General features: G+C 41.1%; 12 protein-coding genes. 11 read left to right on the forward strand and 1 reads right to left on the reverse strand.

Translation table 11 applies throughout. From position 1 onward, the window contains the following. Positions 1-544 precede the first annotated feature (544 nt). From OSCI_RS08300 to OSCI_RS08340, 10 genes are all read left to right on the forward strand, one after another. Positions 545-940, forward strand: a complete 396-nt coding sequence (locus OSCI_RS08300) for a response regulator (protein ID WP_007354467.1) — start codon at positions 545-547, stop codon at positions 938-940. After that, positions 937-3,828, forward strand: coding sequence for a response regulator (locus OSCI_RS08305; RefSeq protein WP_007354468.1), 2,892 nt, complete (start codon positions 937-939; stop codon positions 3,826-3,828). Before OSCI_RS08300 ends, OSCI_RS08305 begins: the two co-directional genes overlap by 4 nt. A 98-nt stretch (positions 3,829-3,926) precedes the next feature. Further along, a complete protein-coding gene (locus OSCI_RS08310; protein WP_007354469.1) occupies positions 3,927-5,918 on the forward strand; it encodes a response regulator in 1,992 nt (663 codons plus the stop codon). Between the two features lie 83 nt (positions 5,919-6,001). Then, positions 6,002-7,489 (forward strand): response regulator, encoded by a 1,488-nt coding sequence (locus OSCI_RS08315; protein ID WP_234708724.1) that lies wholly within the window; start codon positions 6,002-6,004, stop codon positions 7,487-7,489. Positions 7,490-7,728: 239 nt separating this feature from the next. Beyond that, on the forward strand, positions 7,729-7,869 hold the full coding sequence (locus tag OSCI_RS29765) for a hypothetical protein (protein ID WP_007354471.1): 141 nt from the start codon (positions 7,729-7,731) through the stop codon (positions 7,867-7,869). 85 nt (positions 7,870-7,954) lie between these two features. Beyond that, positions 7,955-8,374, forward strand: coding sequence for a response regulator (locus OSCI_RS08320; RefSeq protein ID WP_007354472.1), 420 nt, complete (start codon positions 7,955-7,957; stop codon positions 8,372-8,374). Between the two features lie 284 nt (positions 8,375-8,658). Next, positions 8,659-10,389 carry a diguanylate cyclase gene (locus OSCI_RS08325; protein ID WP_234708725.1) on the forward strand — a complete coding sequence of 577 codons (1,731 nt, stop codon included), beginning with the start codon at positions 8,659-8,661 and terminating at the stop codon, positions 10,387-10,389. Between the two features lie 262 nt (positions 10,390-10,651). Beyond that, a complete protein-coding gene (locus OSCI_RS08330; protein WP_007354474.1) occupies positions 10,652-15,397 on the forward strand; it encodes a PAS domain S-box protein in 4,746 nt (1,581 codons plus the stop codon). A gap of 47 nt (positions 15,398-15,444) precedes the next feature. Next, positions 15,445-16,656 (forward strand): hybrid sensor histidine kinase/response regulator, encoded by a 1,212-nt coding sequence (locus tag OSCI_RS08335; protein WP_007354475.1) that lies wholly within the window; start codon positions 15,445-15,447, stop codon positions 16,654-16,656. A 280-nt stretch (positions 16,657-16,936) separates the two neighbouring features. After that, positions 16,937-22,018: a PAS domain-containing protein gene (locus tag OSCI_RS08340; protein ID WP_007354476.1), complete on the forward strand. Its 5,082-nt coding sequence runs from the start codon at positions 16,937-16,939 to the stop codon at positions 22,016-22,018. Positions 22,019-22,145: 127 nt separating this feature from the next. On the opposite strand, the gene OSCI_RS08345 is transcribed toward OSCI_RS08340, so the two are convergent. Beyond that, positions 22,146-22,721: a hypothetical protein gene (locus OSCI_RS08345; RefSeq protein ID WP_007354477.1), complete on the reverse strand. Its 576-nt coding sequence runs from the start codon at positions 22,719-22,721 to the stop codon at positions 22,146-22,148. Positions 22,722-23,888: 1,167 nt separating this feature from the next. On the opposite strand from OSCI_RS08345, the gene OSCI_RS08355 reads away from it, so the two are divergent. After that, a partial coding sequence (locus tag OSCI_RS08355; RefSeq protein ID WP_193387015.1) for an AAA-like domain-containing protein occupies positions 23,889-24,892 on the forward strand: 1,004 nt, incomplete at its 3' end.

The following is a 24,892-nucleotide window of genomic DNA, read 5'->3' on the forward strand; positions in this document are numbered from 1 at the left end:
GCTGCTTCTAAACTAAGCACAGAAATATAATCCGGTCATCATCCATTTTTCGGGTAAATTGTCGCTGCTAGCGCGAGGACAACTGAGTTAAAAGGCTTACCTAGAACCGATCGATATATTTATACTCTCTCAACTCTCGATCGCAACCCAACTCTAAGAGAGTATGGAACGGCACAGAAACTATGAAGGAGAGTTGCTATTTATGTTATGCTATCTTCATGAACTCAATAAATTGTGAATAAATCGGATTTACAATGCTTGGCAAGTCATGGGTAATAAGGGGGTTTAAATACGATCGCAAGTTGGCAGGCAAATAATCTAGTGGTAAATATTAATGGCGCTAAGGGCATTTCCCCAAAGATTCTACCGAAAATTTTTGCTCCATTTTTTACCACTAAACCCAGGATCGCGCAGCGATTTGGGTTTAGATAGTGCAACAGAAATTATTGGATCGGGATCTGGGTAAAATTTATGGGTATCGCCAAGTAAAAGAAACAATAGTTACTGTCTCTTTGCCGTTCAATCAAAACTAGGAGGGAAATTCATGTCTAAGTCAGCAATTTTATGTGTGGATGATGAAATAGTGGTTTTAAATAGTTTGAAAATCCAACTCAAAAAAGAGTTTGGGGATACTTATGCCTACGAAGTGGCAGAAAGTGCCGACGAAGCATTAGAAGTAATTGAAGAATTAAAAGATGAAGAGACTGATATTTTAGTGATTGTTTCTGATTGGTTAATGCCCGGTATTAAGGGAGATGAATTTCTAATTAAAGTTCATGAAAAATATCCAAATATTGTTAAGGTAATGTTGACAGGTCAAGCCGATGAGTCAGCTATCGATCGGGCTAAGAAGAAGGCGGAACTACACGCTTGCTTGCACAAGCCTTGGGACAGGAAGGAATTGATTTCAACGATAAAATCTGGGTTGAAAAAATCATGAATAAACCTGTAATTATCTGTGTTGATGATGAACCGACAATTTTAGAAAGTTTGAAAATTGAGCTAAAAAAGGCGCTGGGGGAAGAATATACAATTGAAACTGCGGAAGGAGGGGTCGATGCTTTAGAGTTAGTAACTGAGCTGATCGACGAAGAGGGATGCGAAGTACCTTTAGTGATTTCTGATTACTTCATGCCCGATATAAAAGGGGATGAATTGTTAAAGCAGATTCACAGTATTTCCCCGAAAACAATCAAAATTTTGCTAACCGGGCAAGCTGATTTGCAAGCTGTTTCCAATGCTATTAAATATGCTCAACTATATCGTTACATCGCTAAACCTTGGCACCAGTCCGACCTGATTTTGACCGTAAGAGAAGCAATTCGCAGTTATTCTCAGGACAAACAACTAGCAGATCAAAATGTTAAACTTCAGCAGCTAAATGAGGAACTAGAAACGCTGGTAGAGCAGCGGACGGCTGAACTGCGACTTTCTGAGGAAAAGTTTGCTAAGGCTTTTCGATCTTCTCCCAACCCAATTACTATTACTAGACTTAGCGACGGACAACATATCGAAGTTAATGATGCTTTCTGCGCTATGATTAGTTGCACCTCCGAAGAAATCATTGGTAAAACTGCTATTGAGCTAGGTCTTTGGGCCAATGAAAAAGACCGCGCTCGCCTTTTTCAAGGCTTAGCAGAACAAGGTATAGTTCGCAACTATGAATTTCAATTTTGCCCAAAAACAGGCGAAATCAGAACAGCGCTCCTCTCAGCAGAAATCATTGAGATCCAAGGACAAACCTGCGTAATTTCTGTCAGTCAGGATATCAGCGATCGCAAACGGGCAGAAGAAAAACTTCGCGCCTCAGAAGCTTTTTTAGCAGCAGCTCAGCGAATAGCCCATGTTGGTAGTTGCGAAGTCGATCTATTGAATAATAATACTACTTGGTCAGAAGAACTCTTCCGAATCTTTGATCTCGATCCAAATCAACCTAAACCCACTTGTGAGGAGTTTCGTCAGTACATTCATCCCGACGACAGAGAACTTTGGGAAAAAAAATTTAACAGCACTCTTGTTGAAGGTAAAATCCAGAAAATAGAATATCGAATTGTACGATCTAACGGTTCTATTCGCCACATAGAAGCCAGAGGAGAACCAGTTTTAAATCAGCAGGGACAAGTACAGAAACTATTGATAATCATGATGGATATTAGCGACAGAAAACAGGCAGAAATAGCGGTGCAAAAGGCAAAAGAAGCTGCTGATAAAGCCAACCGAGCGAAAAGCGAGTTCCTTTCAAATATGAGCCACGAACTGCGTACTCCTCTGAATGCTATTCTCGGTTTTACCCAATTGCTAGCCCGTGATTCGTCCCTCAAATTCGAGCAAAAAGAACACTTAGGAATTATTAGCCGTAGTGGAGAACATTTACTTAATCTGATCAACAATATTCTGCAAATGTCCAAAATAGAAGTAGGTCAGGTGACGGTTAATAAAAACAATTTCGATCTCTATCGCCTGCTAGAAAGTATAGAGAAGATGTTTCAGTTACAAGCAGAAAAAAAGAATTTGCAGCTAATTATTGATATTGCCCCAGACCTTCCCCAATATGTGCAAACAGATGAAAGTAAATTACGCCAAACCTTAATTAATATTTTAGGAAATGCGATCAAGTTTACGCAAGAAGGGGGAGTGACATTGCGTGTCAGAATGAAAGAAGAAGCAATAAAAAAGAAAGAAGATGAAAGAATAAGTCAAAAAGATAATTTCCCCGTAAAGCAATTAAAATCTATAGATTTAGAGCCAATAGAGATCGCCAAAAACCAGGAGAAAATCTACAATTGGGAGTTAACAGAGTCAACTAAAAATATAAAAAATTCGCTCTGCTTTTCTGATGATTCTTCTTTCTTCCTTCAGTTTGAGATTGAAGATACTGGTTTGGGAATTGCACCCGAAGAAATAGACAACTTATTTAAGCCTTTCGTACAAACAGAATCAGGTATGAAAGCTCAAGAAGGAACTGGTTTAGGTTTACCAATTAGCAGACAATTTGTGCAATTAATGGGAGGAGATATTACCGTCAATAGCGATATAAATAAGGGAAGTATTTTCAAATTCAACATTGAAATTAGTCTTCCTGATATAGTTGAAATTCAAGGGTCAGAAACAACTAGGCGGGTCATTGGACTAGAAGCAGGACAACCAGAATACCGGATCTTAGCCGTTGACGATCGTATTGAAAGCCGACTTCTGCTAGTAAGATTGCTGACATCACTCGGCTTTTGTGTGCGCGCCGCCGAAAATGGAGCAGTTGCTGTTGATTTGTGGTCTAGTTGGGAACCCCACCTAATTTTGATGGATATGAGGATGCCAGTGATGGACGGGTATGAAGCCACAAAACGAATTAAAGCCCATTTAAAAGGTCAGGCAACAGTAATTATTGCCCTGACAGCAAGTGCTTTTGATGAAGAGCGATCTATTATTTTATCAACAGGTTGTGATGACTTTGTAGCCAAGCCGTTTCGAGAACAGGTGATCTTAGAAAAGATGGCTAAATATTTAGGAGTACGTTATCTTTATGAAGAACAAGTTTTATCTTCGTCCCCAAGCGGAAGGCGATCCCCATCTTTAACAAATCAGGAATCAGAAAGCGGACAATCAGATTCATCCTTTATTTTAGAGCCTTCATCTTTCCAAGGGATGCCTCTTGAGTGGATCGATAAATTGTACGATGCGGCTGACTCTGTTGATAACGACAACATTTTTCAGTTGCTTTCCGAAATACCTAGCGAGCGCGCTAATTTGAGTAAAGCATTAGCACAGCTAGTCAATAACTTCCGCTGTGATAAAATTCTGGATTTAATTGAGGAACTTAGAAATTTGTAGTTAATTTTTTTTAATACTCTCTAATAGCTAATCGAAGGAAAGCAATTAGCGATTAGCGATTTGCAATCAACCCCCAAAATTAGCAATCAGCCAATAAAATGACTAGCAATCACACAGAAATTAATAAAGGTAACATTTTAATCGTTGACGACACTCCAGAAAACTTACAAGTTTTATCTGCAACCTTGTCTGAAAGTGGATATAAAGTCAGAGGCGTAATTAACGGCAAAATGGCAGTCAGAGCAGCACGTTCAGCTCCCCCCGATCTAATTTTACTCGACATCAGAATGCCCGACACGAATGGGTATGAAGTTTGCGAAGAACTAAAAGCTGATTCCCAGACCTCAAAAATTCCCGTAATCTTTATTAGCGCTTTAGATGAAGTATTGGATAAAGTTAAGGCTTTTCAGGTCGGCGGCGAAGACTATATCACCAAACCATTCCAAGTAGAAGAAGTTGTTGCCAGAGTTGAACATCAACTGACTATTCAAAGACTGCAAAAACAACTGATTCAGCAAAATGAACAACTGCAAAAAGAAATAGTTGAACGCAAAAAAGCAGAAGAATCTGCCGCCGCTGCCTCCAAAGCTAAAAGTGAATTTCTCGCCAATATGAGCCACGAATTACGTACCCCTCTCAATGCTATTTTAGGCTTTACCCAAGTCATGATTCGCGACCCTTTCCTCAGTACGGATCAGTTGGAAAATCTGAGGATTATTAACCGCAGTGGCGAACACTTACTGGATTTGATTAATGATGTTTTGGATATGTCCAAAATCGAAGCCGGTATAATTACTATATCCGAAACCAGCTTTGACCTATATCGACTTCTTGACACTCTTGAAGAGATGTTTCACTTCAAAGCAGAAAAAAAAGGTTTAAAACTGAGATTTACCGTGCATCCTGATGTGCCTCACTATATCAAAGCTGATGAAAAAAAATTGCGTATATGTTTAATTAACTTGCTAGGAAATGCAATTAAATTCACTGAAAATGGTAGTGTTACTTTACGAGTAAATTTGGGTGGGATAGAGTCAAAACCTGGATTAGTGCATACAACGGTTTCCGAGAGCGAACCATTCCCAATCACCTTTGAAGTAGAAGATACTGGGGTTGGAATAGCACCAGAAGAAATTGACAGTTTATTTGATGCTTTTGTACAAAGCGAAGCTGGTCGTAAATCCGCCGAAGGCACAGGATTAGGTTTAACTATTACTAGAAAATTTGTACAGCTCTTAAAGGGAAATATTACAGCAGTCAGTGCTTTAAATAAAGGAACAATTTTTAAATTTAATATCCAAATTAGCCGAGCAGACGCTTATGAAGTCATAGAGCAACCCCTGCAACGGGTGAGCACATTAGAGGCAGACCAAGGAAGTTATCGGATTTTAGTAGTTGACGATACTCAAGAAAATCGCTTGCTATTAGTTAAGTTGCTCCAACCAATAGGTTTTGAAGTTCTAGAAGCTGAAAATGGCGAACAAGCACTGACTCTCTGGGATAGTTGGCAGCCACATTTAATTTTACTTGATACGCGGATGCCTGTAATTGATGGTATGGAAGTTGCAATACAAATTAGAGCTAAAGAAAGGGAGAAACAGGAGAAATCATTAATCAATCATCAATCCCCAATTAATAGTTATCATACTGTAATTATTGCTCTAACTGCCAGTGCCTTTGAAGAAAGACGGGACGAAATTATCGCAGCAGGTTGCGATGATTTTGTTCGTAAACCTTTCCAAGAACAGGTAATCTTTGAAAAGATGACAGAGTTCTTAGGAGTGCGCTATATTTACGAGCAGTTACCCCCAGTCATAAATACTACCCCAGGTCTGCGTTATTTTATCAGCGAAAGACCCGATTCCTTCTTTTTGCCTCTGCTGAGTCAGATGCCATTGAATTGGGTACAACAGCTAAATCAGGCCGCTAACGAAGTTAATGAAGATTTAGTCTGCCAGTTAATTGACAAAATACCAGAAAATTTTGTGGTTTTAGGTGATGCTTTAAAAGATTTGCTAGAGGATTTCCGTCTTGATAGAATAGTGCGTATAACTCAATCAATTATAGAATCAGAACTTGGGCATGAATAAGTTGACGATGCTCGCTGGTAGTTACTGAAATTCCTAAAAACTATTTGATTTAGCTATTGTATAGCCAATTTAATATGAAGACAATGGATAATAATAAGCTCAAAATATTAATTGTGGACGATCAACCCAGTAATTTACGGTTTTTATCAAAGATTCTGACAGATCAGGGGTATAACGTTAAAAGGGCGATCTCTGGTCAATTAGGGCTTAATGCCGCGCTTGGCTCTCCACCCAATTTAATTTTACTTGATATTATGATGCCGGATATGGACGGCTATGAACTTTGTCAAAAGCTGAAATCTATGGAATCAACTCGCTCAGTTCCCATCATTTTCTTAAGCGGTTTAGATGATGTTCAATATAAAATTAAAGCTTTTCAAGTGGGGGGCGTAGATTATATTACTAAGCCGTTTCAAGTGGAAGAAGTTTTAGCTCGAATTGATACCCAAATTGCCCTTCAAAAGCTGCAAAATAAATTAGAAGAGCAAAATGCTCTCTTGCAACAGTCGCAGTCACTTATAGCAAGTATATTGAACAGCTCTCTCGATGGGATAGCCGCTTTTGCTACTGTCAGGAACCAAGAGAGAAAGATTGTTGATTTCCAATGGATTTTGGTGAACCACTCGGTTGAAGCCATCTTAGATCTCAAATCAGAAGAGCTAGTTGGTAAATATTTGTTAGAAGAAATGCCTCTGCATCGCAAAAATGGTCTCTTTGATTTATATGTTTCTGTAGTCGAAACAGGAGAGCCACTAGATACAGAGTTTTATTACGAACAGGAAAAGCTTAGTCCTTGTTGGTTGCAAATTGTTGCTGTTAAGTTAAATGACGGCTTCGCAGTGACTTTTCACAACATTACAGCCCGCAAACAAGCAGAAGAAGAATTGGCTCGTTCTAATGCGGAACTCGAACAGTTTGCTTATGTTGCTTCCCACGATTTGCAAGCACCTCTATCAACAATAGCCAGCTATGCTCAACTTTTAGAAGGGCGCTACAGAGACAAAATTGACGCTAATGCGATGAAGTTTATTCAGAAAATGATTAAAGGCTCTGTGCGTATGCAGTCGCTAATTGATGATTTGCTAGAATATTCGCGGGTTAGTAAGAAAAGTAAAGATTTTGAGCCAACAGATTGCAATCAAATTTTTGAAGAAGCTTGTGGTAACTTACACTTAGCCATCCGCAAAAATCAAGCCACTGTTAGCCGCTGTGACTTACCTACAGTCATCGGGGATTGTTCTCAAATGGTGCAAGTGTTTCAGAATTTAATTGGGAATGCTATTAAGTATCGCCGCGACGAGCCCCCGATAATTCACCTTAATGCTGAGCGTCGGGAAACAGACTGGTTATTCTCTGTCAGCGATAATGGAATTGGCATTGATTCCAAACATTCAGAGCGAATATTCCAAATTTTTCAGCGACTGCATACACAGGAAGAATATACTGGTACTGGCATTGGTTTAGCAATTTGTCAAAAGATTGTGGAACGTCATGGCGGCCAAATTTGGGTAGAATCTCAACTAGGTGCTGGCGCAATTTTTTATTTTACTCTTCCCTATATTAAACTGTAATATACTTAGGACTTACGCAGGTCGTCACAGAAACCGGGCTTGGGCCGTGAGCGTCAGCCGAACAGTTTTTGAGAGAATTTCTGGGTCATAACGAAGTATTTTCGTAAAAAACTCGGTTTTTGTGGTTGGGTGCGTAAGTCCTGATACTGCTATAATTACCAATTAGGAGATAGTGGGCGAAGCTGTGCGACCTCAAGAGGCTAGGTATTATTTATGTATAAATACATAAGAACTGGCTGGTGATTGCGGATGGTACTGAACCTACCATCTATTATTATAAATACCGCCAAGAAACTTTGGGGAATTTGTCAGTTAATCAACCCTGCCATGCAGAATCAGCTTATTTCTACTATCAAGGTTGTCGTCTGACGCATAATTGATAATTATTCAAATTTGCGTAGTGTCCCAAAGTCACCGCGAGTGAATAAAGCTGTGGCCTCTGAGATAAAAACATTTACTATTTTAATGGCTAATGACAGCGAGGATGTCTGTTTTCTAGTGCAGGAGGCAGTGCGAGAAGTTCCATTAGCGATCGCATTTTACTGTGTTGAAAATGGCGAAAAACTGCTAGACTATTTGTATCGCCGCGATCGATATGGCGATCCTAATAATTCACCCTGCCCAAATCTCATCTTACTAGATTTGAATATGCCGAAGTTGGACGGTAGAGAGGCCCTAGCGATGATTAAGTCTGACCCCAACTTCCGCCACATCCCGATAGTGATACTAACTACCTCACAGCAAGATGGAGATATCCTTCACTGCTACCGCTTGGGTGCTAATTCTTTCATAGTTAAACCTATAACTTTTGAGGCCTTAGTTGAGGTGATGAATACCTTGTGCCGTTACTGGTTTGAAATCATCTCCCTACCACCGGAGTTTTAAGTTGTGAGATTGCTTCGTACCTCGCAACACTGCGTGGTTTTGAGTTGAGTTTTATGAGGCTGCCAATTTTAATCACATTATTTTAGCATAAAGTTAGAGAGATTTACTAAGTAGAAGGCTCAGACTAAGGCTCAAGCTAAGGCAAAAGGGAAGTGACTATTATCAGGGCGCTTTCTGAGAATCAGTATTTTAGGTTTAATTAGAGCCAAATACTTATAAGATTTTTTAAAATTTCCCTTATTTGCATATTTTAGGTATATTGTGAGTAGTAGGTATTAACAGACGTGCTAACGACCAATACTATCTATAGGCTGATGATATATCGTCCCACCGATCGCACTGCTAAAGTTGTGCTTCCGCCTAACCAATTGCTTAAAATTCTTTTGGTGGAGGATGACCCTGTAGATGCCGAACTGATAGAAGAGTTTTTAGATTCAGTCAGTAATATCGAGATTCGGGTCAAAACAGTTGCTCGCCTCAGCTTAGCGCTAAAAAGTTTGCTAGAGGGAGAGTTTGACGCGATTTTATTAGATTTGTCTTTACCGGACAGCTTTGGAATTGATACTGTCAAAAGCGTGAAAGCACAAGCATTAACTGCTCCAATAGTCGTTTTAACTTCACTCAATGATGAAAACATGGCAATTGAAGCAGTACGCTGTGGAGCACAGGATTACCTAGTCAAAAGGGGGTTTTCCGGGCAATTGCTAGTTCGTGCTGTGCATTACGCGATCGCGCGATCGCGAACGGAGGAAGCCTTGCGGCAAGTAGCCCAAAGAGAGCAACTTTTAGGGCGAATGATCGAGCGTATCCGCTCTTCAATTATTTCAATTTCTCTACCCAATAGCGATTTAGATTACTACTCTGATGTGCCGGCCAGCGTGTTTGCAGGTGGTTCTATTCAACTAGCCAATATTCTTCATAAGACAGTAGCAGAAGTGCGACAATTTCTGAAAACTGACCGCGTTGTAATTTATCGGTGCCGAGGTTCCACAAAAGCAGGACAAGAGGAGAAAGAAGGTGCTGCGATCGCATCTGATGGGTCTTTTAACTGCTATGTTGGTAGCCGAGATATTGATGCACCTTTAGCTCTTTCTTGTGACTGGGTAAGCAAGACGGAATCTTTTGTGGCAGTAGAAGATATCAATACGGCACAACTAGATGCAGAAGACAAAAAATTGTTTGCCGAATTTCATATTAAAGCAGTTTTGACAGTACCTATATGGCAAACATCAGAACTGAGAAGGCAAAAGTGGGATAGCGAAAAAGGGGGAGATGAAGAGATTGAAAAATGGGAAGAGGGGGAGAAAATTTTACTCGATCGTTTGCCCAAAAAACATCTGCTTTGGGGGATATTGGCAGTATATCATTGCAGTAATTCTAGGCAGTGGCAACAGTGGGAAGTGGATTTTTTGCAGCAGTTGGCAAATCAAGTAGCACTTGCTATTCAGCAGTCAGAACTTTACGGCCACTTAGAGATAGCTAACCGCAAATTGCAGCGACTGGCGACTACAGATGAATTAACCGGAATTGCCAACCGTCGCCAATTTAATCGCGCCTTAAACTTGGAGTGGCGGCGGTGCGCGCGAGAGCTAGTTTCGCTATCTTTAATTATCTGTGATATCGACTTTTTTAAGCTTTATAACGATTGCTGGGGTCATCCTGCTGGCGATGCCTGTTTAGTCCGAGTTGCCTGTGCGATCGCCACCTCTATCAAACGTCCGGCCGATTTAGCTGCCCGTTACGGCGGTGAAGAATTTACCGTACTTCTGCCAAATACAAGCATAGAAGGCGCGATCGCTGTCGCCAGAGCAATTCGCACCTCCGTAGAAATACTGAAGCTTCCCCACCCCCAATCCAGTATTAACCCGTACATCACCCTCAGTTTTGGAATTGCTAGCGCACTTCCCCTTGCTGATGCTTCTCCCGACAGCCTAATTCAGAGTGCCGATCGCGCCCTCTATCAAGCTAAAGCAAAAGGCAGAAATCGGATTTGTCAAGTAGTTTCCAAGCCTTAATTCTCACCCGCATCGGTTTAAATAGCTGCTGCCAGTAACTTAGCAAAATAATTAAAATAGTTTAAAGTTTTGTTGACAAAGCAACTGTTTGACAACATACTTTTTGATAAGTAGAAGGCAGAAGGCAGAAAAATTTAGTTATATATCAAGAGCGCCAGAGAAAAGAGTGAGATACCCTGCTTTCAGAAGCAATGTTTAGGTTTAATGATGTCCTCCTACTTACAAATGTAGATAATTCTCTTAACGTTTATGGTTAATGAAAATGACAACATTTTTTAAAAAAGATATAACAAACCAGGGATTGAAACTTCTAGTAGTAGAAGATAATTTAGAGGAAGCCGAATTAATTGAAGAATTTTTATTGACCAGCAATTTTGCGCCGCACTTATCTATTACCAGAGTAGAGCGCGTCAGCAGAGCGCAGCAACTCCTCAATCAAGAAAATTTCGACGTAATTTTATTAGACCTTTCACTACCTGACAGTCGAGGAATAGATACCGTTGCGCGGTTAAAAAAATACAGCCTCAATACTCCCATAGTAGTTTTGACCTCGAATACTAATGAAGAATTAGCCATTCAGTCAATCCAAGCTGGAGCCCAAGACTATCTAATAAAAATTAAAATCAACAGCGAAATTTTAATTCGCTCTCTACGCTACGCAGTCGAGCGCCAACATAGTCAACAAATTCTACAGCAAAGTACAGAGAAATATACCTCGGCAATTGATAATAACCTAGTGAGCATAGCCATTATTACCCCGTCAAATAGCATCGATAACGATCGCGATAATGGCTGCTATAAACTACCAGTAAAATGTTCAGAAGAATTTTTAAACCACATAATTAATTCTAATCCTGACCCTATTTTTGTCAAAGATGAGCAGCATCGCTGGATTATTTTAAACAATGCCTTTTGCCAGCTCATGGGAAAGCCTCATAGTGAACTAATTGGCAAATCAGATTATGATTGTTTTCCTAAAGAAGAAGCTGATATTTTTCGAGAAAAAGACGAACTGGTATTTAGGACAGGCATAACCAATGAAAACGAAGAAAATTTTACGGATGGTCAGGGGAATTTGCACATAATTTCCACTAAAAAAACTATACTTGAACAAGCAGATGGTCGTAAATTTTTAGTAGGTACAATTAGAGACATTACAGAGTCTAAGCGTCAAGAAAAAGCCTTACAAGAAAGTGAAGCTAGGTTCCAAAGACTAGCCGCTAACATACCAGGAATAATTTATCAATTCCAACTATCACCAGACGGTTCAATATCTTTTCCTTACGTTTCTTCTGGTGTCTACCAGATTCTCGGCTATACAGCAGTAGAAATTCAAGCAATAGGCCCTCAAATTTTCCGCACTCTAATGCACCCGGAAGATTTAGTCAGAATACCTGCTTACCTCAAACAAATAGAAAATAGCAGTGATGGGGACATCTTTGAAATAGAATACCGCATCCGACATCGAGACGGCAGTTGGCGCTGGCTTTGCAGCCGCGATACAACTTTCACCAGAACCCCAGAAGGTAAGCTCAAACAAATTCTTGGTACTGCGACTGACATCACCGAACAAAAGCAAACAGAAATAGAAATCAGATTATTACTGACAGCAACTGGTGCGATTAATCGCTCCTTGGATTTTCAGGATGCCTTAACAGTCATTTTGGGATTATTTTGTGCTAACATTGGCTGGGATTTGGCAGAAGCTTGGATTCCTAATGCTGAAGGCACATTTTTAGAATGTAGCGATGGATGGTATGCCAGCGATCGCGCTTTAGAACAGTTTCGGCGCGAAAGCAAAAATTTGCAATATCCACCAGGAGAGGGGTTAGCAGGCCGAATTTGGATGACAGGTAAGCCAGAATGGATAGAAGATGTTACCCTCGTTGAATTGTCAACTTTTAAGCGCTCCCAAATTGCCGCTAAAATGGGATTAAAAGCGTGTTTTGGCGTACCAATTTGCGAGGGAGAAAAAGTTTTTGCTGTCTTAGTTTTCTTTAACCGCAATCATATTGTCCACCAACCTCATTTAGTTGAACTGGTAAAAGCTGCTGTGGCTCAGTTGAGTTTTCACATCCAGCGCAAAAATGCAGAAGCAGCTTTGCGGGAGAGCGAAGAGCGCTTTTACTTAGCAATGGAAGCTAGCGCTCTCGGACTGTGGGATTGGAATATTAGCACGGGCAAAACCTATTTTGATGCTCAGTGGAAAACCATGCTCGGCTATCAAATTGACGAGATCGAAGAAAGTATTAACTCCTGGGAAAAATTGCTACATCCAAATGATAAAGAAAGTGTACTTGCAGCCAGGAATAGCCACCTAGAAGGTGAAACTGAATTCTACAAAGCAGAATATCGAATGCGGAGTAAATTTGGCGCATGGAAGTGGATTTCCGATTGCGGAAAAGTAACAGTTCGCGATGAATGGAACAAACCACTACGGATGACTGGTACTCATAAAGACATCAGCGACAGTAAAATTCTCGAAGAAAAACTACAAAATTCCTATGCGGAAATGAACGCTCTATTTGAAGCAATGACAGATATTATACTCGTTATTGATGCGGAAGCGACTAATGTAAAAGTTGCCCCCACAAACCCTGCTCGCCTTTATGCTAATGCTATTGATACTATTACCCCGACAATAGAAAAATTTTTAAACGAGTCCAGGGACGAGCTTTTTTTGAGTAAAATTCGGCAAGCTCTAGAAACAAAGCAGACAGTTAATTTTGAGTACAGCTTGTTCGCAGGCAACTGTGAATTGTGGTTTTTTGCCACTATTTCTCCCGTGTCGGAAAATTCAGTAATCTGGGTAGCTCGCGACATCAGCGATGTCTATAACGAGCTGCGGTTACGCCAACAAGCCGAAGTTGCATTGCAACAGCAGTTAAAGCGAGAGCGACTTGTAGGAGCCAGCGTTGAGCGCATTCGTCAGTCTCTTAACCTTGAAGAAGTCCTCAGTACCGCTGTCTTGGAAGTCAGGCAATTTTTACAAATAGAGCGCACGATTATCTACCGATTTAATCCTGATTGGACTGGCCTTGTAGTTGTCGAGTCGGTTGATGAGTTTTGTAGGTCTATTCTTGGTCAAGATATTCAAGATAATTGCTTTACGGAACTCTATGTTTCTCTCTACGAGCAAGGGAGAATTCAAGCCGTAGAAGATATTAATGTTGGCGATCTAAATGCTTGCTATCTGAATTTGCTGATGCAGTTGCAGGTGAAAGCTTTTTTGGTAGTACCAATTCTGCAAAATAGTCCCGATTCAGAATATAACAAGGAGAATTCAAAATCCCCAATTCAAACTCGGCTTTGGGGTCTGCTGATTGCCCACCACTGCACGGGCCGCCGTGTCTGGCAGCCATCTGAGATAGAATCTCTGAGACAGTTGTGCGTGCAGTTGGGGATTGCCATCCAACAATCGACGTTATTCGCACAAGCTAAAACTGAAATCTGCGATCGCAAGCAGGCAGAATCCGCCTTGCAACAAGCGAAAGAAGTCGCAGAAGCTGCTAACCGCGCTAAAAGCGAATTTCTAGCGAATATGAGTCACGAACTCCGCACACCTTTAAATGGAATTTTAGGTTATGTTCAATTGATCAAGGCCGACAAAAATATCACTGAAGACCAACAGGAAAGCCTGGGTAATATTCAGCAATGCGGCGAACACCTACTCACCCTAATTGAAGATATTTTAGACCTCTCAAAAATTGAAGCCCGAAAAATGGAACTCTCTCCCGTAGAGTTTAATTTACCTAATTTCGTCAAAAATATTGCCGACCTATTCCAGATGCGATCTGCACAAAAAAATATTGCCTTTACTTGCGAGCAAATATCTTCCCTACCTACCTATGTTTGTGGTGATGATAAAAGGTTACGGCAAGTTTTGATTAATTTACTGGGTAATGCAGTGAAGTTTACTAACAGTGGCAGCGTAACTTTTAGAGTTGGCTATGTAGAAGCTGGAGACTGGGGAGAGACTGGAGACTGGGGACTGGGAATTACCAGTAAAAAAGAACAAGGAACAACTAAAACCGAACAACTAACAGCTATCAACTACCCATTACCAATTACCAAAATTCGGTTTCAAGTAGAAGATACTGGTATCGGCATAGAGGAAAACAAATTAGAAGAAATATTTTTGCCATTCCACCAAGTTAGCGATCGCGTTTATTCTATTGAAGGCACAGGCTTGGGACTTTCTATTAGTTATAAATTAGTGAAAATGATGGGGGGTGAAATTAGTGTCAAAAGTAGTTTGGGCAAAGGGAGTGTTTTCTGGATAGATTTAGAGTTGCCATCAGCAGGCACTTACTGCGAATTAGCCGCACCCCCAGAAAAAGGCAGAATTGTCGGTTTCACAGGCAATAAGCGGAAAGTGCTAATAGTAGATGATAACGATATCAATCGCGCGATGTTGCGGAGGTTACTTTCCCGCATTGGCTTTGAAATTATGGAGGCCGCAGACGGCAAAGACTGTTTACAAAAAGCAGTAGAATTTTTACCAAATGTGATTTTAATGGACTTGCTAATGCCAGTTATGGACGGCTTTGAAGCTACCAGGTGTCTGCGGAGAATACCAGAACTAAAAAATGTAGTTTTGCTTGCCCTAAGTGCTAGCGTTTTTCATAATACTCAGGAAGAAAGCCTGCTCGCAGGCTGCGATCAATTTCTCCGCAAACCTGTAGAAGCATCACAACTTTTAGAACGGCTACGGATACATTTGGATTTAGAATGGATTTATGAAGATCGGGAAGAAAGAATTAGGAAAAAAGGAGAATCTAAAAAATCTCTTGACTATCCTTCCTCTATCCATACTCCTGACTCTGAGTCAATTTCTGCATTACTAAAGTTGGTTGTGATTGGTGACATCGAAGCTATTTTGGAGGAAATTAGCAGACTTGAAATAGTAGATCCACAATTAGTTCCATTTGTCACCCATTTGCGCCAACTTGCTAAAGGGTTTCAGCTTAAACAAATCCGGGAATTTTTAAACCAATATCTGAAGTAAACTCATAAGTATATGTCTTACACAGAAGTGAAGTTAATCTAGGGAATATGAACATCAAAAACTCAGAAAGAAGTATCATTCTCATCGTTGACGATAATCAAACGAATCTCGATGTACTTTTCGATTTTTTAAGGAATTGCAACTTCAAAGTATTAGTAGCACTTGATGGTGAAAGTGCGATCGAGCAACTTGAGTATGTCCGACCAGATTTGATACTTTTAGATGTAATGATGCCAGGAATTGATGGGTTTGAAACTTGCAGTCGGCTGAAAGCAATCCCAGCCACCAAAGACATCCCAGTGATTTTTATGACTGCCCTTTCTGATACAGTAAATAAAGTCAGGGGTTTTCAATCGGGAGCTGTTGATTACATTACTAAGCCGTTTCAGCACGAAGAAGTATTGAGCCGCATTCAAACCCATTTGACTATTTGCAAATTGCAAAAAAAACTCCAAGAGAAGAATGAACAACTCGCTGCACTTAACGGTAATCTAGAAAAGCTAGTAGAACAAAAAACTAAACAGCTAATAGAGCAGCAAAAAACCGCGATTATCGGGCGATTAACCCAAGGAATGGTACACAACTTAAGAAGCCCCTTACAAATCATCCAGACTAGCGTTGATTTGATTGAAGCTAAAGCGGCACAATTGGACGACAAGTCCCTCTTTAACTATAGCAAATATATTAATCGTTCAGTAGCGGCAATTAATGAAATCATGGAAACTCTAATGTTCAAAAGTATCAAAGATCAAAAGGGAGAGTTGCAGCCTGTCAATCTGAATGAGTTATTGCAGCGAGAATTACAACTTTTAGATTCAAATTTGTATTTTAAGCATAAGGTTAATAAAAAATATTTATTCGATCCAAACCTTCCCAGCTTGCCTTTAATTTATTCTTATTTTTCCCAGGTATTCCACAATTTAATAGATAATGCACTCCATGCTATGTGGAACATGAAAAATCAAAACTTGACTATTGTTACCAGACAAGACGAATACAGAATATACATGGATATAGAAGATTCTGGCTGCGGTATTGCCCCAGAGAACCTGCCAAATGTGTTTGACTTTTTCTACACATCCAAACCTGCTAAAGGCGAGGAAGAAAAAGAGGGAGCACCTACAGGAACAGGATTAGGGCTTTATACTTGTCTAGAACTTTTAAAACCTTTTCAAGGCGAGATTACAATTAAATCTGAACTCGGTAAGGGCAGTATCTTTACCGTAATTCTACCGAAGCCGATTATTGATAAAATTTAAAATTTACTGGGCAAATATTAAGCTAACGGCAGACTATGCCAAACTTCTACAATATTTTGGCAAGAGGTAGAGTTTACATTGAGATTTTTTTTGATATAATAGAGATAAGTTTTGACAAGTGCACTGCTTTTGCCCCTCTAAATTCCAGTCAAAATTAGCGGCTTAGTGATGAGGGTGCAAAATATGATAGCTAATTTGAATCCAACTTAGTATTAATTACAACAGGCAAGCTAACTGTAGCGATCGCCGATTTTGAGATTTTTCTTAGTAACTTGCACCCATGACATCAGCTCTTAAACCGACTTTCACCCACACCGCCTTAAAAGTTCTCCTAGTCGAAGATAACGCGGATGATGCTGAACTGATTCAAGAATTACTATTAGAAAATAGGTGGACACAATCACTTTTGTTGACTCCAGTAGTTCGGCTCAGTCAAGCTTTAGAACATTTGCGTCACGAAACTTTCGATGTAATATTACTAGACCTTTCACTTCCTGATAGCAAAGGATTTCAGACGGTTGCTAGACTGCAAGAATATGGTTTAAATATTCCGATTATTGTACTCACAGCCAACAGCGATGAAGAACTAGCAACCCAGTCAATTCAAGCTGGAGCCCAGGAATATCTGGTGAAAAGAGAAGTTAACAGTAAACTGCTGATGCGTTCCTTACGCAACGCTATCGCCCGTCAGAATAGACAAGCAGTTTGGCGGCAAAACGAAGAAAAATATCGCTCTCTAGTAAATAATATCAAAGAAGTAATTTTCCAAGTAGATACCGCCGGTAATTGGGTATTTTTGAATGCCGCTTGGACAGAAATTACAGGATTTGGGATACCCGAAAGTTTGGGAAATCCATTTTTAAACTATATTTATCCAGAGGATAGGCAAAGGAATATAGAGTATTTACAACCATTAGTTGAAGGCCAAAAAGAAGCCTGTCGCTATAAAATTCGCTACCTGACTAAAGAAGAAAAAATTCGCTGGATTGAAGTGCAAGCGCGTCTAACCTTTGCCCCCAATGGCACTATCTCCGGTACTGCGGGTACTCTGAATGATATTACCCACCAAATATTAGCCCAAGAGCAATTGCAGGCATCCCAAGACTTCCTCAAACATACTCTGAATGCAATTGCTGACCCCATATTTGTTAAAGACGAGGATCGCCGCTTAATCGTATTTAATAACGCTTTTTGTCAATTATTAGGCAAGCCGCGCGAAGAACTCTTATGCAAATCCGACTATGATATCTTTACCCCAGAAAAAGCCGATCTTGCTTGGGGCAAAGATGACCAAGTATTTACAGCAGGTAGTGCTGAAGAAAATGAGGAAATATTGATCGGTGTGGATGGCACAGAACGGGTAATTTCCACCAAGAAAACAGTCTTTAAAAATACAGATGGCAGTAAAATGCTGGTCGGCACGATTCGAGATGTTACTAGCTACAAACAGCAGCAAGCTAAACTAGAAGAAAGCCAACGTTTTATTGAAAAAATAGCCAGTTCCAGCCCCAATATTCTGTACGTTTATGACATCCGAGAAAACCGGAATATCTATGCTAATGGCTGTCTAGGCGAACTTATGGGTTATACATTAGAAGAAGTTGCAGAAAGGGGAACGCCCATATTACAAACAACGATCCACCCTGAAGATTTTGCTATTATTCCTGAATATTGGCAACAAATTGAAAATGGACTCGATGGCGAGATCTTTGAAATCGAATATCGGATGCGACACAAAGATGGCTCTTGGCGCTGGTTAATTAGCAGAGATACTGCCTTTTCTAGGAATTCAGAAGGTCAACTAACCCAGATTTTAGGTACGGCAACTGATATTACAGAACGCAAACAAGCAGAAGAAGAAATTCGCTTGTTGCTAACAGCAACTCAAGCAATTAGTCAATCCGAAGACTTTCAAAGTGCCTTAGCAGATGTCCTGCGGTTATTGTGCAGGACAATCGGCTGGAATTTTGGGGAAGCCTGGATTCCTGATGCTAACGGTAAAGTTTTAGAATACAGCGAAATTTGGTATGCTAGCGATAAAATTTTAGATGAATTCGGATACCAAAGTCGAAATTTAACATTTGCGCCCGGAGTGGGACTACCAGGGCGAATTTGGTTGTCGGGCGAGTCCGAATGGATAGAAGATGTTTCTGAGGTTAAAGAACCAGTTTTTCTGAGGACGCAAATTGCCCTGGGAATGGGATTAAAAACCAGCTTTGGTGTGCCAATTTGTAGCAGTTCTGAAGTATTAGCAGTTTTGGTTTTCTTTAAGAAAACTCAAACAACAAAAGAATCACGTTTAGTTGAACTCGTAAATGCGGCGGCGACTCAGTTAGGCGTTCACATTCAGCGCAAACAAACAGAAGTAGCTTTGCGCGAGAGCGAGGAAAGATTTCGCTCTCTGGTAGAAAACCTTCCTGGCGCAATTTATCGAGGCTTATGCGATGCGGATTGGACAATGGAATTTATCAGTGATGAAATTGAGGCGATTAGCGGTTATCCAGCGGTCGATTTCATTCAAAATCACCGCTTAAGTTTTGCCAGTATTATTCATCCTGACGATAGAGAAATGGTCAGTCGTGAAGTTGCAGTGGCAACGGCAGCCAGAGAGTCCTATAATTTGGAATACCGAATTATTCACTGCAACGGTTCAGTGCGGTGGATTGCTGAAAAAGGCAGGGCAAAATTATCACAAAATGGTGAGGTTTTGTGGCTAGATGGACTCATTTTTGACATCACTCCTGGCAAACAGGCAGAACTTGCTCTACTGCAAGTTAGAGCTGCTGTAGAAAGCGCTAGCGATGCAGTTGCGATCGCTGACTTGGACGGCAACTCAATTTACCACAACCAAGCCTTTATTCACCGCTATGGTTACACCGTTGAGGAACTAAATGAAGCTGGGGGGCCAGCCTTAATTCACGCCAAATCAAGCGTATTGAGAGAGATATTTAAAAGCCTTCGTAAAGGCTGTTCTTGGAGTGGCGAAGTCGAGCTCAAAACTAAGCAGGGTGAGATTGTACAAACTCAATTACGAGCTGATTGTATAGTAGACAATGCTAGCAATAAAGTGGGGATGATAGCAGTTATTGCCGACATCACTGAACTCAAACAAAAAGAGTCTGCCTTGCGGATCAGCGAACAGCGGTTGCAGTTAGCAATAGAGGGTAGCGCTTTGGGGTTATGGGATTGGAATATAGCGACAGCAGAAACTTATTTCGATACCCAGTGGAAGAAAATGTTGGGCTATGAAATAGATGAGGTTGAAAATAATTATCAAGCCTGGGAAAATCTCATACACCCAGAAGATTTACCGAAAGTAATAACTGCTTTAAAAGCTTATGTGGAAGGTCGAACTCCCACCTATGAAATTGAATTTCGGATGCTGAGTAAAGAAGGTTATTGGAAGTGGATTTTAGCTGGGGGTAAAGTGGTAGAGCGCGATCAGTGGGGTTCACCCCTGCGGATGTCGGGTACGCACAAAGACATTAGCGATCGCAAAGTAGCAGAAGAAGCTGCCTTTCAATTAGCGCAAGAGTTGCAGCAAGCTCAGAGAATTGCCCACATCGGCAATTGGGAATTTGAAATCGCAGCGGGAACAATTAGTTGGTCTGAGGAAGTGTTCCGAATTTACGGGCACAAGCTAGGACTAACACCAACTTGGGATCAACTTTTAGAACAAATTTATCCAGAAGACAGAGCCGAATTTCAACAATTAGTTGAAAGAGCAATAACTGAAGGTATTTCTTATGATTTAGACCACCGCATATATCGCCTCGACGGAGAAATTAGGCATATTAATAGTAAGGGAAAAGCATTTAAAAATGAATCCGGTCAGGTCGTGCGGCTATTTGGGACAGCAATGGATATTACTGACCGCAAACAGGCAGAATTTGCCTTACAGCAGCAATTAAAGCGGGAAAGGCTAGTAGGGACAATTTTAGAGCGAATGCGCTCCTCTCTCAACTTAGAGGAAATCCTGAAGACTACAGTGGAACAAGTGCGGCAATTTTTGCAAACTGAGCGTACAGTAATTTACCGCTTTCATCCCGACTGGACGGGAGTAGTCGTGGTGGAATCAGTGCAGTCAGGATATATGCCGATCTTAGGTCTTGACATTCAAGATAACTGCTTTATCGAACAATATATCCCACTCTACCTAGAAGGTCTGGTTAATGTAAACTGCGACATTATCAATAGCGATCGCAATAGATGTTATGTAAATTTACTCACTAATTTACAAGTTAGAGCTAATTTAGTGGCTCCTATTTTGCAAGGTCAAAAGCTGTGGGGTTTACTGATTGCCCATCAGTGTAGTGGCCCCCGTATATGGCAGGAACCTGAGATCGAATGTCTTAAACAAATTAGCTGGCAATTAGCGATCGCGATCCAGCAATCCACACTGTTTGAACAGGCACAAACTGAAATTGCCGAGCGCAAACAAGCTCTTGCTGCCTTGCGAGATTCGGAAGCACGAGAGCGATCAAAAGCCGTGCAGCTAGAAGTTGCCATGCAGAAATTGAAAAACACTCAATCTCAGTTAATTCAAAATGAAAAAATGGTGAGTTTGGGGCAGTTAGTTGCTGGCGTAGCTCACGAAATTAATAACCCTGTCAACTTTATTTACGGCAATCTCAGTCCTGCCAAAGATTACAGTTTTGACCTGTTGGAACTGGTTCAACTCTATCAGCACGAATATCCAGAAACAACCGCAGAAATATCCGAAAAAATACAGAATATAGATTTGGAGTATATTTCTATCGATTTGCCTAAACTTTTTAATTCCATGAAAGTGGGAGCAGAAAGAATCAGAGAAATTGTCAAATCCCTACGGACTTTCTCTCGCCTAGACGAAGCAGAGATGAAGTTGGTTAACATCCATGAAGGCATTGAGAGTACGCTGCTAATTTTGCAAAGCCGCCTGAACTTTCAAGGCAGCACTTCGCAAATAATGGTAGTTAAAAATTACGCCAAACTGCCCAAAGTAGAATGCTGCGGCGGTCAGTTGAATCAGGTAGTGATGAATATTTTGGCAAATGCGATCGATGCTTTAGAAGAGCAGAGTAAAAGAGAAGCAGTAGTTGAAGGCGATCGCACTCCTACTATCACTATTCGTACTTATCTTGCAGAGCGCGATCGCGTAGGAATATCGATTGCTGACAACGGGCCAGGGATACCAGAATCTGTTTGCCAAAAACTCTTTGACCCCTTCTTTACCACTAAACCCGTAGGTAAGGGAACTGGACTAGGACTGTCAATCGCTCATTCAATCGTAGTCGAGCAGCACGGCGGTCAAATCACCTGCATTTCTACACCTGGAAACGGCGCAGAGTTTGTAATTGAAATGCCCGTGCGGCAGCGGTAATTATTAATTACTAATTGCTAATTGCTAATTGCTAATTGCTAATTGCTAATTGCTTACGCAAAACCATCATTAACGTCGCCTATCTTCGCAAGAATTAACAGTTAACAGTTAACAGTTAACTATTAGCTTAATCATCAACAATAGAAGCCCAAGCAGGGAATGAAGGAGGGAAAAAGTTTATATCGTAACCCGAACTTTCCCATTCTCGCACCCAAAAAGGCACTGGGCCGCCAGCGGGAGTCGGCGAAAAAAGGCGTTCTTTTGCTTCAATAGTGTGAAAAATTTGTTTCAAAGTATCTCCGCGATCGAGAGCTTCCGTAAGCACCACATCCAAATCTGGATCGACGCGCTTAACCCTATTTTTGCCCTCCTCATCAACCCAAAGCAGTTTGAGCGACTTGAGGTCTCTAGGGCTGAGAATGCTCTTATAGTAAACGCGCTTGAGAGTGGCTACAGGTTCTAAACTGCGCTCAACCCTGCGAATTTGCTGAAGTCGGAGATAGTGCCACTCAGCTAAATGCTTCCGTTCATCGGGCGGAATCACTCCTTTGGTAGTTGAGTGTTTGTAGTCATACCTAACCAAACTACATCCCAGATTCGCCAACAGGTGAATTAACTTTTTTTCTTTCGGTGTCGCCTGCCGCCTTTCCTGGGTTTTTGTCGAGTTCCGCTGTCTGCGGGTAGTGATAAGAGAGTTTTCCATTGGAGTTTTTGGAGGAATTACGATTGGGGCATAAAAGAAGGTCAGGAACTTCAGAGGGCAAAAAGGTAGGAGAGTGGGGATGGAGGGAGCAAGGGATGTAGAAACGTCCCCAAACTAGCCCTGTTAATAAATTTTCTCGTCCATCCCATTATCCTATCCTCTCATCCCCTTGACGAACGCAGGGTGCAGCTCTGCATCACTTTTTGAATGGGCAGGAGTTTTACCCTTCGACCGATTGAGGCAGTTGTCAGAACGCAGGAGAGCAGGAACTATTTCCCTTTTTTACCTGTCTTTACGTCCTCTTTATCGCCGTCCTCATTCGTTCCAGTGTAGTTGACCTGAGTCCAACTCTTCTGTACAGTCGTGACGCTCGCTGATGGCTCGGATGCAGATGCTCGGAGGCTAGGGAAAGTGAAAAAGGAGAAGCCTGCGGAGGCTATGAACCCTAAAACTAAGATACTCTTTTTCATGATGATGACCCTGATGAACCTAACAAATCACTTTTTGGCAGGTCGGTCGGGTAAAGTGGGTCTGTGCAATAGACCTCTTGTATCTCAGAAATGCGGTCTGCAATAATTAATCCAGACAGGCACACCTGAGCGACCAGAAAAGCCGGAAGTGAAGTGTTAGTAGTGTCCACGATCTTCCACCCACCCTGCTTTTTTGGGTAGTGGAGTGAAAGCCATCAGGGCGGTCATCTATCAGGGAGTTAAACCATCAGGGTGTTAATCCATCGGGTAGTTAATATATCAGGGTGTATCTTCATAAAAACATAGGGAGCCATGCAATCCTACGTAAATTGAAGAACGCAGTCATTAACGATTTTTCGCATACTCGCTGCCCTCAGCAACTTGCTGAGGTTTTTTATTGGCTGCTTTTAATACACCGAGTGAATATTATTACCAAACTGAAGTATTGTGATTGTGATGTTTACAATATTACAGCTAAAGTTGAACAGTTTAACTATACTTAGTTTATTACTTAGTTTATTGTTTGTAACCTCGCCCTCTGGGTGGTAAAAGAACTGCCAGAGGGTGAGGTTACATAAAAAATTTTAGCTGCGGCGCGGTAGCTACGCCAGCCGCAGGCAATCGCCCTTCATCAAACTAAACATACCTTGACAAAAACTTGGGGAAATGATATGGGAGTTTTTTAGAGACTCAATCGATGAAGACAGAACTAAACTTAACCTATCAATATCAAGTCGGAGGAAGTCTACCAATAGACGCTCCTACTTATGTAAGGCGACAAGCAGATGATGAACTCTACGAAGGCCTAAAGGCTGGACAATTCTGCTATGTCCTCAATTCCCGACAAATGGGCAAATCTAGTTTGCGGGTGCAAACTATGAAAAGGCTGCAAGATTCAGGTCTTGTTTGTGCCTCAATTGACTTGACCACAATTGGCTGTCAAGACATCAAGCCTGAACAGTGGTATGCAGGGCTAATCTACAGCATCGCCAGTAGTTTTAATCTATTAGATCGATTTGATGTCGTGAGCTGGTGGAGCGACCATGAAATGCTTGCTCCCGTCAAGCGATTAGATGTATTCATCCGCAAAGTATTACTCACAAAAATCACTAAAAATCTGGTAATTTTTATAGATGAAATCGACAGTATACTCAGTTTAAATTTTAATGTAGATGATTTTTTTGCTTTGATTCGTGCTTGCTACAATCAGCGAGCAGATCAGCCGGAATATAATCGTCTGACCTTCGCTCTCTTGGGAGTAGCTACTCCATCTGAATTAATTCAAGACAAAAACCGTACCCCTTTTAATATTGGTCGAGCAATACACTTAACTGGTTTTCAATTAGAGGAAAGTCTGGCCCTAACCAAAGGATTAGCTCTAAAAGCCTTTCAGCCACGAATAGTGCTTAAAGAAATATTAACTTGGACAGGCGGGAAACCATTTCTCACCCAAAAACTTTGCAAATTTGTACTAGCCTCTTCATCATTTATTCCTAAAGATGGTGAAGCACAGTACATTGAGGACTTGGTAAAAGAGCGCATTATTAACAACTGGGAAGCACAAGATGAACCAGAACATTTAAAGACAATTCGCGATCGCATTTTGCGGAGCCGCCATAATACTTGTCGGCTACTGGTTCTATACCAGCAAATTTTGCAACCCCCAAACCCACCCCCTACCCCTAACCGGGTACGGTCGAC

This window comes from Kamptonema sp. PCC 6506 (assembly GCF_000180455.1).
Classification (GTDB): Bacteria; Cyanobacteriota; Cyanobacteriia; order Cyanobacteriales; family Microcoleaceae; genus Kamptonema; species Kamptonema formosum.

Excerpts from the sequence above, each read along its gene's own strand:
- OSCI_RS08300 (WP_007354467.1), top strand. The coding sequence starts at position 545 with ATGTCTAAGTCAGCAATTTTATGTGTGGATGATGAAATAGTGGTTTTA.
- OSCI_RS08305 (WP_007354468.1), top strand. The coding sequence starts at position 937 with ATGAATAAACCTGTAATTATCTGTGTTGATGATGAACCGACAATTTTA.
- OSCI_RS08310 (WP_007354469.1), top strand. The coding sequence starts at position 3,927 with ATGACTAGCAATCACACAGAAATTAATAAAGGTAACATTTTAATCGTT.
- OSCI_RS08315 (WP_234708724.1), top strand. The coding sequence starts at position 6,002 with ATGGATAATAATAAGCTCAAAATATTAATTGTGGACGATCAACCCAGT.
- OSCI_RS08320 (WP_007354472.1), top strand. The coding sequence starts at position 7,955 with ATGGCTAATGACAGCGAGGATGTCTGTTTTCTAGTGCAGGAGGCAGTG.
- OSCI_RS08330 (WP_007354474.1), top strand. The coding sequence starts at position 10,652 with ATGACAACATTTTTTAAAAAAGATATAACAAACCAGGGATTGAAACTT.
- OSCI_RS08335 (WP_007354475.1), top strand. The coding sequence starts at position 15,445 with ATGAACATCAAAAACTCAGAAAGAAGTATCATTCTCATCGTTGACGAT.
- OSCI_RS08340 (WP_007354476.1), top strand. The coding sequence starts at position 16,937 with ATGACATCAGCTCTTAAACCGACTTTCACCCACACCGCCTTAAAAGTT.
- OSCI_RS08345 (WP_007354477.1), bottom strand. The coding sequence starts at position 22,721 with ATGGAAAACTCTCTTATCACTACCCGCAGACAGCGGAACTCGACAAAA.